12 protein-coding genes are annotated in these 15,556 nt (G+C 69.2%); 9 read left to right on the top strand and 3 right to left on the bottom strand.

The window, feature by feature from the left end:
* Positions 1–313 precede the first annotated feature (313 nt).
* Genes AB7V09_RS01435 through AB7V09_RS01445 form a run of 3 tightly spaced genes read left to right on the top strand, consistent with a single transcriptional unit; the run spans position 314 to position 4,448 of the window.
* Positions 314–2,656, top strand: coding sequence for a nitric-oxide reductase large subunit (locus tag AB7V09_RS01435; protein ID WP_419142700.1), 2,343 nt, complete (start codon positions 314–316; stop codon positions 2,654–2,656).
* Positions 2,656–3,573, top strand: a complete 918-nt coding sequence (locus AB7V09_RS01440) for a hypothetical protein (protein ID WP_419142701.1) — start codon at positions 2,656–2,658, stop codon at positions 3,571–3,573. Before AB7V09_RS01435 ends, AB7V09_RS01440 begins: the two co-directional genes overlap by 1 nt.
* Before the next feature lie 50 nt (positions 3,574–3,623).
* On the top strand, positions 3,624–4,448 hold the full coding sequence (locus tag AB7V09_RS01445; protein ID WP_279015566.1) for a slipin family protein: 825 nt from the start codon (positions 3,624–3,626) through the stop codon (positions 4,446–4,448).
* Here AB7V09_RS01445 and rarD read toward each other — a convergent pair.
* Positions 4,399–5,391 (bottom strand): EamA family transporter RarD, encoded by a 993-nt coding sequence (gene rarD / locus AB7V09_RS01450; RefSeq protein WP_419142702.1) that lies wholly within the window; start codon positions 5,389–5,391, stop codon positions 4,399–4,401. The two genes, AB7V09_RS01445 and rarD, sit on opposite strands and share 50 nt — an antisense overlap.
* Before the next feature lie 197 nt (positions 5,392–5,588).
* Here rarD and rbfA point away from each other — a divergent pair, with 197 nt between their 5' ends.
* The 3 genes from rbfA to AB7V09_RS01465 all read left to right on the top strand — a co-directional run bounded on the left by rbfA (position 5,589) and on the right by AB7V09_RS01465 (position 7,572).
* Positions 5,589–6,086 (top strand): 30S ribosome-binding factor RbfA, encoded by a 498-nt coding sequence (gene rbfA, locus AB7V09_RS01455; RefSeq protein WP_419142703.1) that lies wholly within the window; start codon positions 5,589–5,591, stop codon positions 6,084–6,086.
* Complete coding sequence (gene truB, locus AB7V09_RS01460; RefSeq protein WP_419142704.1) at positions 6,083–7,198, top strand: tRNA pseudouridine(55) synthase TruB; 1,116 nt, start codon at positions 6,083–6,085, stop codon at positions 7,196–7,198. The genes rbfA and truB overlap by 4 nt, the downstream gene beginning before the upstream one ends.
* Positions 7,199–7,269: 71 nt before the next feature.
* A complete protein-coding gene (locus AB7V09_RS01465; RefSeq protein ID WP_009406136.1) occupies positions 7,270–7,572 on the top strand; it encodes a hypothetical protein in 303 nt (100 codons plus the stop codon).
* A gap of 10 nt (positions 7,573–7,582) precedes the next feature.
* Here the strand turns inward: AB7V09_RS01465 and AB7V09_RS01470 are convergent, their stop codons facing one another.
* Positions 7,583–8,404, bottom strand: a complete 822-nt coding sequence (locus tag AB7V09_RS01470) for an ABC transporter ATP-binding protein (protein ID WP_419142705.1) — start codon at positions 8,402–8,404, stop codon at positions 7,583–7,585.
* A gap of 11 nt (positions 8,405–8,415) precedes the next feature.
* On the bottom strand, positions 8,416–10,746 hold the full coding sequence (locus AB7V09_RS01475) for an FtsX-like permease family protein (RefSeq protein ID WP_419142706.1): 2,331 nt from the start codon (positions 10,744–10,746) through the stop codon (positions 8,416–8,418).
* Positions 10,747–11,048: 302 nt separating this feature from the next.
* Here AB7V09_RS01475 and AB7V09_RS01480 point away from each other — a divergent pair, with 302 nt between their 5' ends.
* The 3 genes from AB7V09_RS01480 (at position 11,049) to AB7V09_RS01490 (ending at position 15,459) form a co-directional block, all read left to right on the top strand.
* Positions 11,049–12,074, top strand: coding sequence for a bifunctional riboflavin kinase/FAD synthetase (locus tag AB7V09_RS01480; protein ID WP_419142777.1), 1,026 nt, complete (start codon positions 11,049–11,051; stop codon positions 12,072–12,074).
* 220 nt (positions 12,075–12,294) lie between these two features.
* Complete coding sequence (gene rpsO / locus AB7V09_RS01485) at positions 12,295–12,564, top strand: 30S ribosomal protein S15 (RefSeq protein ID WP_003786006.1); 270 nt, start codon at positions 12,295–12,297, stop codon at positions 12,562–12,564.
* A gap of 537 nt (positions 12,565–13,101) precedes the next feature.
* A complete protein-coding gene (locus AB7V09_RS01490) occupies positions 13,102–15,459 on the top strand; it encodes a polyribonucleotide nucleotidyltransferase (RefSeq protein ID WP_060957701.1) in 2,358 nt (785 codons plus the stop codon).
* Positions 15,460–15,556: the final 97 nt, after the last annotated feature.

The following is a 15,556-nucleotide window of genomic DNA, read 5'->3' on the forward strand; positions in this document are numbered from 1 at the left end:
GCTGTTTGCCGGTTCTATACAGGGGGTGATGACAAGGTGTCGCGATCGGGGTGCGATGCGGCGGAGAAGGAGTTAAGTCAGCCTTCCATAAATAAGAAACAATGGGCTGATTTAAATCGACGAAGCTCTGGTTGTCAGGTCGTTCCACGCGTTGAATACCGACGGAGAGAATCTGAGGAAATGGGACCGATCAGTCGTTATATCGACGGAGAAGTCCCGGTTCCTTCCCCCACAAAGCTCTGCAAGGCTTGTACGGTGGCTGTGACGACGCGGAAGACATCCGCCGTCTCCTGAGATACACGGAGGTAATCTCATGTCATCCGCTGCCACGACTGAGGGGGCGGCCTCCCGACGCGCTCGCCTCATCGGCAAGGGGTGGATCCAGGGCGTCGCCCTGGTCATGCTCTTCGGATTCACTGTCATGGGCCTGCTGGCCTACCGCACCTACACCAATTCCATGCCTCAGCCGCAGAAGGTGGTCACCGAGAGCGGCGAGACCCTGTTCACGACGCAGGACATCACCGAGGGGCAGAAGCTCTTCCAGGCCAGGGGTCTCATGGAGTACGGCTCCATCCTGGGGCACGGCGGCTACCTTGGTCCGGACTTCACCGCCGAGTACCTTCGCATGGAGGCCACGAGCGTCAAGAAGCAGCTCGCCGCCCAGGGGGTCGCCGACCCGGCGGCCGCCACCAAGGAGATGATGCGGGCCAACCGCTACGACCCCTCCACGGGAACCCTGGTGTGGACCGATGAGCAGGTCAAGGCCTACAACGAGGCCGTCGACCACTACACCACGATGTTCGGGCCCGACGCCCACAGCCACGGCCTCAAGCCGGATCTCATCACCGACCCCGTCCAGGTCAAGCAGGTGACGGCCTTCTTCGGCTGGACCGCCTGGGGGTCGTCCGCACAGCGACCCGGCCACGACTACTCGTACACGAACAACTGGCCCGCCGAGTCCCTGGTCGGCAACGCACCCACCGGTGACCTCATGATCTGGTCGGTCCTGTCACTGATCGTCCTCATCGGCGGAACCGGGGTCATGTTCGCCATCTACGGCCGCTGGAGCCAGAAGATCGGCTGGCACTCCGAGGAAGCGCCGGCCCTGTCCTTCCGGCAGCCCGAGGAGGTCGGACTGACCAAGTCGCAGCGGGTGGTGGCCTGGTACGTCTTCACCATCGCCGCCCTGTTCCTCGTCCAGACGCTCCTGGGGGCCCTGGCCGAGCACTACCGGGCCGACGTGCTGTCCTTCTTCGGCTTCGACCTGGGCCGGCTCCTGCCCTTCTCCCTGGCCCGCACCTGGCACGTCCAGCTCTCCTTGTTCTGGACCGCCATCGGGCTGCTCGCGGCCGGCCTGTTCCTGACCCCGTTCATCGCCAGGCGCGAGCCGAAGAAGCAGCACGTGCTGGTGTGGACCCTGTTCATCGCCGCCACGGTCGTCGTGGTCCTGTCCTGCCTGGCGGAGGGGGCCAGCCAGCACGGCCTGAGCTGGGCCAAGGGACCGCTGTTCGCCCAGCAGTGGGAGTACCTCGACCTGCCCTTCGTCTTCCAGGTGCTGTTGACCCTGGCCCTGTTCGTCTGGGTGTTCATCATCTGGCGCGCCATGCGCTCGCGCCTGAGCAACGAGCACGTGGCCAACATGCCCTGGTTGTTCATGTTCGCGGCCCTGGCGATCCCCGCCTTCTACGCCGTGGGGATGATGGCGCGCACCGGAACCCACGTGACCGTCGCCGAGTTCTGGCGCTTCTGGGTGGTGCACCTGTGGGTCGAGGACTTCCTCGAGCTGTTCACCACCGTCATGGTCGCCTACGTCTTCGTCCTGCTGGGCGTTGTCCGCGAGAGGATCGCACTGGGCATCATCTTCATGGACATCATCCTGTACTCCGCCGGCGGCGTCATCGGCACCATGCACCACCTCTACTTCTCCGGCACGCCGGTGGAGCACATGGCCCTGGGCGCCTTCTTCTCAGCCGCCGAGGTGATCCCCCTGACCTTCCTGACGGTGGAGGCCTGGGCCTTCATGCAGCTGGGCGCCAACCGCCACGGCAAGGAGGCCGGTCCCTTCCCGCACCGCTGGGCCGTTATGTTCCTCATGGCTGTCGGCTTCTGGAACTTCCTGGGGGCCGGTGTCTTCGGCTTCCTGGTCAACCTGCCCATCGTGTCCTACTACGAGATCGGGACCGCGCTGACGGCCAACCACGCTCACGCCTCCATGATGGGCGTGTACGGCTTCATGGCGCTGGCGCTGGGGATGTTCGCCCTGCGCTACCTGGTGCCGGCCGATAAGTGGCCCGAGAAGCTCGCCAAGACCTCCTTCTGGAGCCTCAACATCGGTCTGGCCTGGATGTGCTTCGCCACCCTGCTGCCGCTGGGCATCCTCCAGCTGCGCTACTCGGTGAGCACGGGCTACTTCGAGGCCCGCCAGCTCACGTACGTCACCAACTCGGTCAACACGATCATTGAGTGGGGGCGGATGCCTGGAGACCTCATCTTCATCCTCGGCGGAGTCCTGCCCTACCTCTACATCGCCTTCCTGGGACTGAGGAACTGGCGTCGAGGGCGGACGGTGGACTCCTTCGCCGAGGATGCCCTCTACGAGGAGATCCAGGGTGGGCGCAAGGCCTGGCGCGGTGAGCGCGCGGAGCTGAACGACTGATGGACTCACCCGACCTGAGCGTGTGGCTCATCGCCGCCTACGCGCTCATCATGCTGGCTGCTGCGTGGGCCGTGGACGTCCTCGGCTCGCGCAGCGCCCGGCACTCCATGTCCTGGCGGCACTCGGACTTCATGTACCACGACGACGTCGACGGCTGGAGGTGCCACGAGGACCAGTGGCTGTGGCCCACCGCCTTCGACCCGGACAAGCGCGTCATCCGCTATGAGGGTGCCCATGCCATCTGCGGGCGCTGCCCGTCCAAGGACAGCTGCTCGCCCACCCCCGGCCCACGGGAGATCACCCGGCCCGTCGACCCGTGGCCCTACTCCGACGCCGGACGCTTCCACCGCGGCGTGGGCCTGGTCATCGCCTGCGTCGGTGTCTTCATCCCGGTGCTGCTCATGGTGGCCTTTCACGCCGCCGGCGACCTCATCGTCCTGGGCACGACGACCGTCGTCGTCATCGTGGCCGGAGTCCTGCCGCTGGCCCGTCACCTGTGGAGCACGCCCGACAATGCGCCGGCCCACCTGCCCCATGTCGGCTCGCAGGAGTACCAGGAGGCGGAGGAGGCCCGTCGCTCATCGGGCACCGGGCCGGTTCCCGTGTCGATCGGCGAACGCCCCTCGGGATACCGCTCAGTGCGTGAGGCGGCCGAGGCGATCGCTGCCGCTCAGGCGCGTGCGTCCGCCACGGGGCGCACCGTGCATGTCTCCTTCCTCGCCGACTCCGACGGCGCCGGGAAGGCGGGAGGGAGTGTCGCCTCCGCGGAGCCCGAGCTGCGTCGCGTCACCGCCCTGCGCACCCGCAAGCGGGTCCCGACCGTCAGTGCCGAGCTCGGGTCGGATGGAACCCGCGGCGGGGCCCGGCGCTCATGGTCCTCGGCGTGGAACGAGGCCACCGACACCACACGCAGATGATTCGGGCCCAGCCCTGAGCCACGTCGACTTACCTTCCCGAAGGACCCTTCATGACTACCACCACCACCGCCATTGCGGCCCTGGCCGTCCTCGTCCTGCTTGTCCTGGCCCTCTCGCTCAAGATCATCACCCAGTACGAGCGGGGCATCGTGTTCAGGTTGGGGCGCCTGCGACCTGTCTACGACCCCGGCCTGCACCTGGTCGTTCCCTTCCTCGAGCGCCTGGTGCGGGTCGACACCCGCGTGGTCACCCTGACCATCCCGCCCCAGGAGGTCATCACGGAGGACAACGTGCCGGCGCGCGTCAACGCCGTCGTCCTGTTCAACGTCACTGACCCGGTCAAGGCCGTCATGGCGGTGGAGAACTACGCGATCGCCACCTCCCAGATCGCGCAGACCACTTTGAGGTCCGTCCTCGGCCGGGTTGACCTGGACACCGTGCTCGCCCACCGCAGCGCCCTGAACGCCGACCTGCGAGACATCATCGAGAAGCTCACCGAGCCCTGGGGCGTGGAGGTCAGTGTCGTCGAGATCAAGGACGTTGAGATTCCCGAGCAGATGCAGCGGGCCATGGCTCGTGGGGCTGAGGCCGAGCGTGAACGCCGCGCCAAGATCATCAACGCCCGTGGTGAGCTCCAGGCCTCCGAGGAGCTGCGTCAGGCGGCCGACACACTTTCGAAGTCACCGGCCTCTCTCCAGCTGCGCTACCTGCAGACCCTCCTGGAGCTCGGCGCCGACCAGAACTCCACGGTCGTCTTCCCCCTGCCAATGGACATCATCGGACCGCTCCTGGAGCGCTTCGGTCCTCAGAGCGGCCTGCCGGAGGCTAACGAGGGCGAGGGCGGCGAAGGAGCTGGCGCACCGCGTCACCGATGAAGACTGCGACCGCCGCCCACACCAGGACCATGGCCGCCCATCGGGCCGGCGGGATCCGCTCGTGGAAGGCGCCCCAGGCCAGCAGGAACTGGATGGTCGGGGCGATGTACTGTCCCATCCCGACCACGGACAACGGCACGCGCCTGGTCCCGGCGGCGAAGAGCAGCAGGGGCACGGCCGTGACCGGGCCGGCTACCACGAGCAGCGCCAGGATCCACCACCCTTGATCGGGGGCCTGCCAGGCCGACTGACCCTGCCAGGCCAGGTGGCCCAGGTAGGCGAGCGCGATGGGAGTCACGACGGCGCTTTCCACCGTCAGCCCGGTCAGAGCGTCCACGTCGGGCCCGAGCTGCTTCTTGACCAGCCCGTACAGGGCGAAGGAGAAGGCCAGCGCCAGGGAGATCCACGGCAGCGAGCCCTGCAGCACCACGAGGAGGGCCACTCCAGCGCCCGCCAGCGCGATTGAGACCCGGTGAGCGGGGCGCAACCGCTCATGCAGCACCAGCGAGGCCAGGGCCACCGTCACCAGCGGGTTGATGAAGTAGCCCAGGGCGGCGTCGGCCGTGCGCGCGCTGTTGACGCCGTAGACGTAGACGAGCCAGTTGACTGAGACCAGCAGCCCGCAGACGGCCAGCATCCCCAGCAGGCGCGGCGAGCGCACCACGTGAACCAGCTGCGCCCAGCGGCGCCGCAGGGCGATGAGCGTCAGGCAGGAGACGAGCGTCCAGAGGATCCGGTGACCGATGATCTCCACACTGCCGGCGGCCGAGAGGAGGTGGAAGTAGAGGGGGAAGACGCCCCACAGGGTGTAGCAGCCGATGACCAGAGCCATCCCAGTGCTATCGAGCGTCCCTGACGCCGAGGTCGCCGCGGCCTCAGGAAGGGCCGGTGGCGTAGCGGTGGGGCCGTCTTTCGAGGAGGATGCACCGGGGGAGGAGCTCATTGTGATCTGTTCCTGATCCGTTCGCGCTCGGGGATGGCTGCGGTGACCGTGTCGCCGCTCCGCGTAGCATAGTGAGGCGCACTGGACCGCCTCGGAAGGGTCCGCTCTTTCGCGGGTGAGGACGGCGCGCCGATCGGTCCCGATCGCTCAGCCCCGGGCCTGACAGGCCCGGACCCCGCACGTGAAGGAGCCCCGCCATGGCCGACGCCGCCCGCGCCCGCAAGGTCGCCGACCGCATTCATGAGACTGTCGCCCGCCTCCTTCAAGGGCGCATCAAGGACCCGCGCCTGGGCTTCGTCACCGTCACCGACGTCCGTGTCACCGGCGACCTCCAGCAGGCCACCGTGTTCTACACCGTCTACGGCAGCGATGAGGAGCGGGAGGAGACGGCCAAGGCGCTGCGCTCAGCCAAGGGACTCATCCGCTCCGAGGTTGGTAAGGCCCTCGGCATCCGCCTGACTCCTTCACTGTCCTTCCAGCTCGATGCCCTCCCCACCACCGCCAAGACCCTCGAGGACGCCCTGGCCCAGGCCAGGGTGCGTGACGCCCAGATCGCCAAGGTCGCCGAGGGAGCCACCTACGCCGGTGACGCCGACCCCTACCGCCACGATGAGGAGGATGAGGAGGCCGGGGACGGCGACCCCCAGGCCGAGGAGGCCGGCCAGGAGCCCGCAACGGACGCCGAGGACCGGTGAAGGCCTCTGAGCGGGCCGAGCCCGTGGAGCGGACCGGCCGCCATAGTGGCCCCGACCGCGCACGTCGTCGCCCCGATGTCCCCCGCGGCGCGGTCACGGCGGCCGACGGGATCCTCGTGGTGGACAAGCCCCAAGGGCTGACCAGCCACGACGTCGTCGGCGCCACCCGCCGCCTGGCCGCTACCCGCAAGGTGGGGCACGCCGGCACCCTCGACCCCATGGCCACCGGGCTGCTGCTGCTGGGCATCGGGCGCGCCACCCGCTTCCTCACCTACCTGGTGGGGGCCGACAAGACCTACGAGGCCACCGTTCGCCTCGGGGTGGAGACCACGACGGAGGACGCTGACGGGCAGATCGTCGCAGCCCGCGGCTGCCGGCCCTCGGACCTGCCCGAGGGCCGCCTCCGGGAGGTGCTGACAGCCCTGACCGGACCAATCCAGCAGGTGCCCAGTGCGGTCTCCGCCATCAAGGTCGACGGCGTGCGAGCCCACCAACGCGTCCGTGACGGTCAGGACGTCGAGCTGCAGGCCAGGCCCGTCACCATCCACGAGCTGAGACTGACCGCAGAGCCCCGGAAGGCGATCGTCGAAGCCGACGGCGCCCTCAGCGACGGCCCGGACGCAGCGGAGGCCGTCGACATCGACATCCTCGTCTCCTGCTCGTCGGGCACCTACGTGCGCGCCCTGGCCCGGGACCTGGGCCGGGCGCTGGGCTGCGGGGCTCATCTGACCGCGTTGCGGCGCACCGCAGTGGGCCCCTTCGACATCGACGAGGCCCACACCCTGGCGGACCTGTCCGCCCAGGTTGAGACCGACGCCTCCATCCCTGAGCCTCACGGGGTCACCACGCTCCCGCTGGAGGAGGTCGCCCGGCGCTGCTTCGAGCGCCTGAGCCTGACCGAGGACGAGGCGCGCGCACTGCGCTACGGACAGCCCCTTGACGCCGAGGTCCTGGAGAGGGCTGAGGCACCCGAGGGCCGGCGGCTGCAGGCCTCTGCGAAGACGGCCGAGCAGTGCGTCGTCGCCGGATTCGCCCCCGGTGGGCGCCTCGTGGCACTGTTGAGGCACCAGGGCCCACGTGCGCGCCCGGTACTGGTCCTGGACCCGGCCTGAGACGCGCACCCGGGCCGCCGGCCCGTCCGGCGAAAGCACACCCGATGAGCACCTTTGCGTGAGGAGACATGATGAGCCAGACCGGAGGATGCCGCTGCGGATGCGGCGGGCACGGCAAGCGCAACGAGCAGGACGAGCGGGCCGCCGCGCCCGCAGTCGCCCAGCCGGTGGGTGAGGGATACCGGCCCGAGCCCGCGCAGACCTCCCCGGAGGTCGTCGACGCCGTCGCCATCGCCTCAGCGGTGACGACGGCCCTGGGAGCGGGAGCGCCGCAGGGCGTCACCCCCGGGCACAAGGCCGGTAACCTGCTGGGCCTGCGTGATGTCTCCGCCTCCGCCTCGGGTGGTGGCGGTTGCGGCTGCGGAGGCCACTGACGCCGCCCCGTCACACGCTGTGGCGCTGGAGGGCCTCGGTGACCGTCGTCAGGCGTGCGGGGCCGTCAGCCTCCTCGTATCGTCCCAGGAGCAGGTCCTCCGTGATCTGCCCGTCCACGAGCACCAGGACACGGTCGGCCCGGGCCGCCACCTGGGAGTCGTGGGTGACCATGACCAGAGTCGTCCCCGAGGCGTGAATCTCCCCGAGCAGGTCGAGGATCTGCAGCGCGGTGGCGGAGTTGAGCGCTCCGGTGGGTTCGTCGGCGAAGACGATCCCGGGGTCGTTGATGAGGGCCCGGCAGATGCCGGCGCGCTGCAGCTGGCCTCCGGAGACCTCGGTGACGCCGCTGGTGGCCAGCTCGGCGATCCCCATGCGCTCCATGAGCTCCTCTCCACGCGCCGTGACCTCGGAGCGCGGACGCAGGCCCGCCAGGAACCCGGGCAGGACGATGTTGTCCAGCAGGCACAGGGTGGTCATGAGGTGCGCCTGTTGGAAGACGAATCCGAAACGCGTCAGTCGCAGCGCCGCCAGCTCCTTCTCACTCAGGCTCGTGATCTCCTGGCCGCCCAGGAGTACCGAGCCGGCGTCGGGCTGGTCCATACCGCTCAGGCAGTGCAGAAGGGTGGATTTCCCGGACCCAGAGGGCCCCATGATGGCGACGAACTGCCCCCGCTCGACATCCAGGTCGAGGTCTCGCAGGACGGGGGAGTGGTAGCTCTTGGACAGGTGCTGGGCCCGCAGGACCGGTTGCCCGGCTCCCACGGGGACGGCCGGTCCCGCGGCTGCTGATCCGGTGCGCCATGGGGAACGCGATGGGGTGGAGGCACGCATTCTGTCTCTCCTTACTCGCCGGTGCTCAGGGTCATGGTCAGGGGCATGGTGCGTAGGCGTCTGAGGGCCAGGGCGACAGCGCCGACGACGGTGGCCAGCAGTGCCCCTGGTAGGACGAGTCCCACCAGCCACCAGTTGGGCAGGAGCTGAAGGTCGGGGGCTCCGCGTGAGGCCATGACCGCCCCGATCGCGGGGCTGCCCAGAGTGGAGGCCCCCAGGAGCCCTAAGGCGGTCCCCACCAGCGCCAGGAGGCCGAAACGGATGAGGTACTGCCCCGCAACGGCCCGCCTGGTGCACCCCAGCGCCATCAGGGTGCCGATCTGAGGCCGCTCCCGCGAGACGATGAGGACGGTGAACAGCACCGTGATGAGGAAGGACAGCCCCAGCGCAATGGCGCAGGCCAGCGTGGTGACGACGCGGACCTGGGAGCCGGTGGCCCCGAAGAACTGGGCGGCATACTGATTCATGCTGACCGCCTGGATCCCCGGGTACTCGCCGCTCAGCTGCTTGGCGAGGGCGCTGGCCTGCTGAGTGGAGCCGGCGTCGGCGTAGACGATCTGCCACAGTGCGGGGGCGCCGTCGTCGAAGGTGGCCTTGGCGGTATGCCCGTTGTTGGTGATGTCCTGGTAGACACCCGTGACCGTCAGGTCCTTGTCACCGTCGGCGGTCCGGACGGTGACCGTGGCGCCCTCCTTGGCGCCCGTGTCCTGGGCCTGGCTGAAGGACAGGGCGATCTCGTCGTCGGTGGTGGGGGCGCGCCCGGAGAGGTACTCCATGGGGAAGGCCTCATGATCCCCGATATCAATGAGCGCCGTCTCCGAGCCGCCGGCGGCAGTGGACATCTTGTAGCTGCGGCGCAGCATCGTGGTGTGCCGGGTGACGCGGGGGTCGGAGTCGACGGCCTTCTCCACGGCGGCCAGGTCCTGGACCCCGGTGCGCACGTCGATACGCAGGTCGGCCCGACCGGCCCCCAGGTAGGTGGCCACACGTGGGTCGCTCAGAGTCGAGGAGACATTCATCGGCAGCACCATGGTGAAGGTGCACAGCGCCAGGACACCGAGCATCAGGGCGTTGGAGGGGCGCAGTGCCTCGCGCGCCCCGAGCCACACCTGAACCGGAAGGCGGCGAAGGGTGGTCAGTCTCCAGCGCTGCCGGCGTGGGCGCAGGGAGGCGCTGGTGCCGCTGCGCAGAGCCTCGATGGCCGAGATGCGGCCGATGCGCCGCAGAGCCAACCAGGTGAAGCCGATGACTCCGAGCGCCAGAACCAGAACCGTGAGGATCGGCAGCCCCACGCTCCACAGGGTTGTCGCGGGCCGACCCAGATAGAGGGTCGTCGGGGCCTCCAGGGCGGTGGCCAGGGGCTGGCCGGCTACGTAGCCCAGGGCCGCCCCCAGCGCCGACAGGGCCAGGTACTTGGCCACGTAGAGGCGGCGTATCCGCCTCAGTGGCGCCCCGATGGCCTTGAGCACGGCGATCTGGGCCAGGTCCGTCTCGACGGCCGCCAGCACGGTGTAGCGCAGGGCGAGGACGGCGACAACCGCCAGAATGACAGCCACCACCAGGGCCACTGCCACGATGAGCATGGCGTTGAGTGAGTTCATGAGCTGGATCATCGAGGCGCTGACGTTGATGCCGTTACTGGGCAGACCCGCCTCCTTGTAGGCGTCGATGACGCCGCCGGGACGGGCGGAGTCGGTCAGGCTCATCTCAATGAGGTACTCGGGCTCGGTGATCTGCTGCTCCAGGGTGGAGAAGTCCTCGGGCGAGACCACCAGGCGCTTGGAGGGGATCATGGCGGCATTCATCTGGGCGTCGCGTGCGAATCCCACGACGGTCAGGGTCGTGGTCCTGCCGGCGCTGCTGACGGTCACGGTGTCGCCGACATCGGCGCTGTTGATCGCCCGGTAGTGGATCGGCAGCACCACCTCTCCCGGCCCCGGGCTGACGGGTTCGCCGTCGTCGTCGAGCAGGAGGTCGAGGTGCTTGGGAGAGGTGACGAAGGCGGGCTCGTTGTAGGACTCGGACTGGTTGACGCCGTTGATGGACAGCTCCTGGCGCGCTACCGGAAGGGTCTTGATGACCTCGTGGTCGGTGACGTCGCTGCGCGCCTGCGCCCACGTCTCGATCGCCTGCCGGTCGCGGTCTTCAATACGGCCGGAGTGCATCTGCACCAGGTCCGGCAGCTTGGCCCGCTGCGAGAGCCGGTGCGTGGCCGACAGGCTGTCCACCACCAGGGACGTCCCGGCCGACATCAGTGTGGCCGCCAGGGCGATGAGGGCGGTCAGGGTGGCGGCCACGACGGCGCCGCGCGCCAGGTCCGCCTTGAGAAGTCGCATCAGCATGACAGCAGCCTCCTTGGAGTCTGTCCTCGGTCTTGCGGGCTCTTTCCCGGATGAGGGATTCCCAGGTGAGGGAACGGTTCTCGACGCTAATCGACTGACGGTCGGTATCGAGAATAGACTGACGGTCGAAACGCGTCAAGGCGTGTCGAGGGCGGCTGGTTCGCATCCGGCCGCGCCCCCGTGGCAGGGTTGTCCCGCGCACGCACCTCTCCCGACCCGGCGGGGTGGGCGGGGGCGTGTGGATGCGGATGAAGACAGGGGCGCGGTGCGCCCACGGGCCGATGAGAGCAGGAACAGCGACAGTGGAGGTCTGGTACGGCGCCGAGCAGGTGCCAGCGAGCCTGAGCGCTCCGGGAGGGCCGGGCGCCGTGGTCACGATGGGCGTCTTTGACGGCGTCCACCGCGGGCATCAGGCGGTCCTGGGGCGCGTCGTCGAGCTCTCCCGTGAGCTCGCCCATGGCGACCGGCGGCCCCTGGCCGTCGCGGTCACCTTCGACCCCCACCCCCGTAGCGTCCACCAGCCCGAGGCCGACCTGCCCCTCATCGCCTCCCTGACCGACCGCCTGGCCTCTCTCAAGGATCTCGGTCTCGACGCGGTCCTGGTCATCACCTACACCCTCGACTTCGCCGCCCAGAGCCCGCAGGACTTCGTGCGCACCTGGCTGGAGGAGCTGCTCGGGGCCCGCGCGGTCGTCGTCGGCGACGACGTCCGCTTCGGTCGGCGCAACTCCGGGGACGCCGCCACTTTGGAGCAGATCGGTCGCGAGGACGGCTTCGAGGTGGAGATCGTCTCCACCATCCGCTCCGACGAGGGGCGTCGCTGGTCCTCGACGTGGATCCGCCAGTGCCTCAAGGACGGGAACATGGGGCAGGTCAGCCGGGTCCTGGGCCGTCCCCACCGGCTGCGCGGCGTCGTCGTGCGAGGTCTGCGCCGCGGCCGCGAGCTCGGGTTCCCCACCGCCAACCTGGAGGCCGCCACCGCCGGTGTCGTGCCGCCCGACGGGGTCTACGCCGGCTGGCTGATTCGCGGCTGCGCAGACGAAGGCGATGTCCAGCGGCTGCCCGCCGCCATCTCGATCGGCACCAATCCCACCTTCGACGACGTCCCCCAGCGCACGGTCGAGGCTCATGTCCTGGGGCGAGCCGACCTCAATCTCTATGGCGAGGAGGTGGGGGTCGAGCTCGTCGAGCGCCTGCGCCCCATGCTCGCCTTCGATGGGCTCGACGCTCTCCTGGTGCAGATGCGCGCCGATATCGAGGACACCGCCCGGATTCTGGGAGTCCCGGTCCCCGAGCCGATCCGTCCCGAGGACGTCACCGCGCAGTAGCTCCGGTGTGTGCGTCGAGCCTTCGGGGAGGCGCTCGCCGTCGGAGCCTGACCGTCGCATCCCGCTTCCGCCCCGGAACTGTGCCGGTTCGCACAGCCTCTGGCGTGATCGGAGGCAAGCGGCGCTGGTAAGGTTGGCGGGCCGTCGATCGGCCACGGATACCTCATGCCCGGGAGAACCTGCCCCGGCGCTCCGTGCAACGAGACCCGAAGGAGTCCGCATGTCGGTTACCGCAGAGCGCAAGCAAGAGATCATCGCCGAGTACGCCACCCACGAGGGTGACACGGGCTCCCCGGAGGTCCAGGTCGCCATCCTCACCGAGCGCATCTCCAACCTCACCGAGCACTTCAAGGGCCACACCCACGACCACCACTCGCGTCGCGGCCTCTACCTGCTCATTGGTAAGCGCCGTCGCCTGCTCGACTACCTCATGAAGGAGGACATCGAGCGCTACCGTGCTCTCATCGCCCGCCTCGGCATCCGCCGCTGAGCGGGCTGACAGCCTTGAGCCGTGCGGCCCGGCCCCCTGGAGGGGAGCCGGGCCGCACGGCGTTTCCGGGCCGCCTCGCCCGCGCTCAGAGCAGCGAGGTGTAGAGCGCCTTGATGTCCTCGCGGGTCGCGGGGCGCAGGACCGCTTTGTCCTGACGTTGGTCACCACTTTGTCACGATCGAGTAAGACCGGTCCAGGAAGTCGCCGGTTCCGCGCGTCCCATCTCACGTGGCATCCTGTGGCGCTGATCGGCATCACGGGGCCGCGCACGATAGAATCTGCGCGGCTGTGCCCTCGTGTACTCGCCGGCTCATCGATGCTCTCCCAGCGTGCGAGCCGGCCAGGAGTGTGCAGGTGGCGCAGTCCGCCCTCGGGAAGAGACCCGGGGAGCGGCCGGCCCCGTCGGTTTTCGGTGGTGGCCTCCGGAACCGTGCTCGCGCCGTCGGATCAAGGAGATCCGCGTATGGCAGCACTCGGCTCCGTGGGCCTCGATCGAAGGCCACGGACCCGGCACGACGATCGCGAGAAAGAGACTTCATGTTCATTGACGACCCCGAGGTCACCGCCGCCGAGGCAGTGATCGACAACGGCTCCTTCGGCAAGCGCGTGGTGCGCTTCGAGACGGGCCGCCTGGCCAAGCAGGCCGCTGGAAGCGCCATGGCCTACCTCGACGGTGAGACCGCCGTCCTGTCCGCCACCACCGTGGGCAAGCACCCCAAGGACCAGTTCGACTTCTTCCCCCTGACCGTGGATGTCGAGGAGCGCCAGTACGCCGCCGGCCGCATCCCCGGCTCCTTCTTCCGCCGCGAGGGCCGCGCCGGAACCGCCGCCATCCTGGCCTGCCGCCTCATCGACCGTCCGCTGCGCCCCTCCTTCGTCAAGGGCCTGCGCAACGAGGTCCAGGTCGTTGAGACCGTCCTGGCCATCCACCCCGACGACGACTACGACGTCCTGGCCATCAACGCCGCCTCGATGTCCACCCAGATCGCCGGCCTGCCCTTCTCCGGGCCCGTGGCCGGTACCCGCCTGGCCCTCATTGACGGGCACTGGGTGGCCTTCCCCCGTTACTCCGAGCAGCAGCGCGCCACCTTCCAGATGGTGGTGGCCGGCCGCGTCCTGGAGTCCGGCGATGTCGCCATCATGATGGTCGAGGCCGGCGCCACCGAGCACGCCTGGGAGCTCATCAACGCCGGGGCCGTGGCCCCCACCGAGGCCGTCGTCGCCGAGGGCCTGGAGGCCGCCAAGCCCCACATCAAGGCCCTGTGCGAGGCCCAGCTCGAGGTCGCCCAGCACGCCTCGAAGCCCACCGCCGAGTTCCCCCTCTACCTGGACTACTCCGACGAGCAGTACGACGCCGTGGAGAAGGCCGCCGAGGCCCACGGCCTGGCCGCCGCCATCGCCACCGAGGGCAAGCAGGCCCGCGACCTGGCCACCGACGCCGTGCGTGACGAGGTCCTGGCCGAGCTCGCCGAGTCCTTCCCCACCGAGGAGGACACCAAGGCCCTCAAGGCGGCCTTCCGCTCCGTGACCAAGAAGATCGTGCGCCACCGCACCCTCACCGAGGGCGTGCGCATGGACGGGCGCGGCCTGAAGGACATCCGCACCCTGGCCGCCGAGGTCGAGGTCCTTCCCCGCGTGCACGGCTCGGCCATCTTCGAGCGCGGCGAGACCCAGATCCTGGGCGTGACCACCCTCAACATGCTGCGCATGGAGCAGCAGGTGGACGACCTCTCCCCGGTCACCCACAAGCGCTACATGCACAACTACAACTTCCCGCCCTTCTCCACTGGTGAGACCGGCCGCGTGGGCGCCCCCAAGCGCCGCGAGATCGGCCACGGCAACCTGGCCGAGCGGGCCCTCGTGCCCGTCCTGCCCACCCGCGAGGACTTCCCCTACGCGATCCGCCAGGTCTCCGAAGCCCTGGGCTCCAACGGCTCGACCTCCATGGGCTCGGTGTGCGCCTCCACCCTGTCGCTGCTCAACGCCGGTGTGCCGCTGCGCGCGCCCGTGGCCGGTATCGCCATGGGCCTCATGCACGAGGTCATCGACGGTGAGACCAAGTGGGCCACCCTCACTGACATCCTCGGCTCCGAGGACGCCTTCGGGGACATGGACTTCAAGGTCGCCGGAACCCGTGACTTCATTACGGCCCTCCAGCTGGACACCAAGCTCGACGGCCTGCCCTCCGAGGTGCTGGCCGGCGCGCTCGGCCAGGCCCGCGACGCCCGCCTGTTCATCCTCGACGTCCTGGCCCAGGCCATCGACGCCCCCGACGAGATGGCCCCCACGGCCCCGCGTGTCCTGGCCGTGCGCATCCCGGTGGACAAGATCGGTGAGGTCATCGGCCCCAAGGGCAAGATGATTAACCAGATTCAGGAGGACACCGGGGCGGACCTGACGGTCGAGGACGACGGCACCGTCTACATCGGCGCCTCCGACGGCCCCTCGGCCGAGGCGGCCCGCGACGCCGTCAACGCCATCGCCAACCCGCAGATGCCCGAGATCGGCGAGCGCTTCGTGGGCACCGTGGTCAAGACCACGACCTTCGGCGCCTTCGTCTCGCTGACCCCCGGCAAGGACGGCCTGCTCCACATCTCCCAGATCCGCCGGCTCGTCGGTGGCAAGCGCGTGGAGAACGTCGAGGACGTTCTCAACGTGGGGGACAAGGTCCAGGTCGAGCTGGCCGAGATCGACCAGCGCGGCAAGCTGAGCCTGCACGCGGTCCTCACCGATGAGCAGCTCGCCGCCGAGGCCGAGGGCGAGGCCTCCCGTAAGGCCTCCCGTGAGGGCGGCTCGCGCCGCGAGGCCAAGGACGAGGACGGCGAGCAGCCGCGCCGCGAGCGTCGTCCGCGCCGTCGCCGCATGCGCAGCGCCGAGTCCTCCGAGGAGGAGTGAGACCCGTTCAGCGGCCCTAGCCGACTGACGCATCTCTCCGGTGTCCCCGTCCGGTCCTCTGGGTCGGGCGGGGACACCGTCGTCATCGGGCAGGGCG

It is taken from the genome of Actinomyces sp. SKVG-SVH-4(1), assembly GCF_048514265.1.
Classification (GTDB): domain Bacteria; phylum Actinomycetota; class Actinomycetes; order Actinomycetales; family Actinomycetaceae; genus Actinomyces; species Actinomyces oris.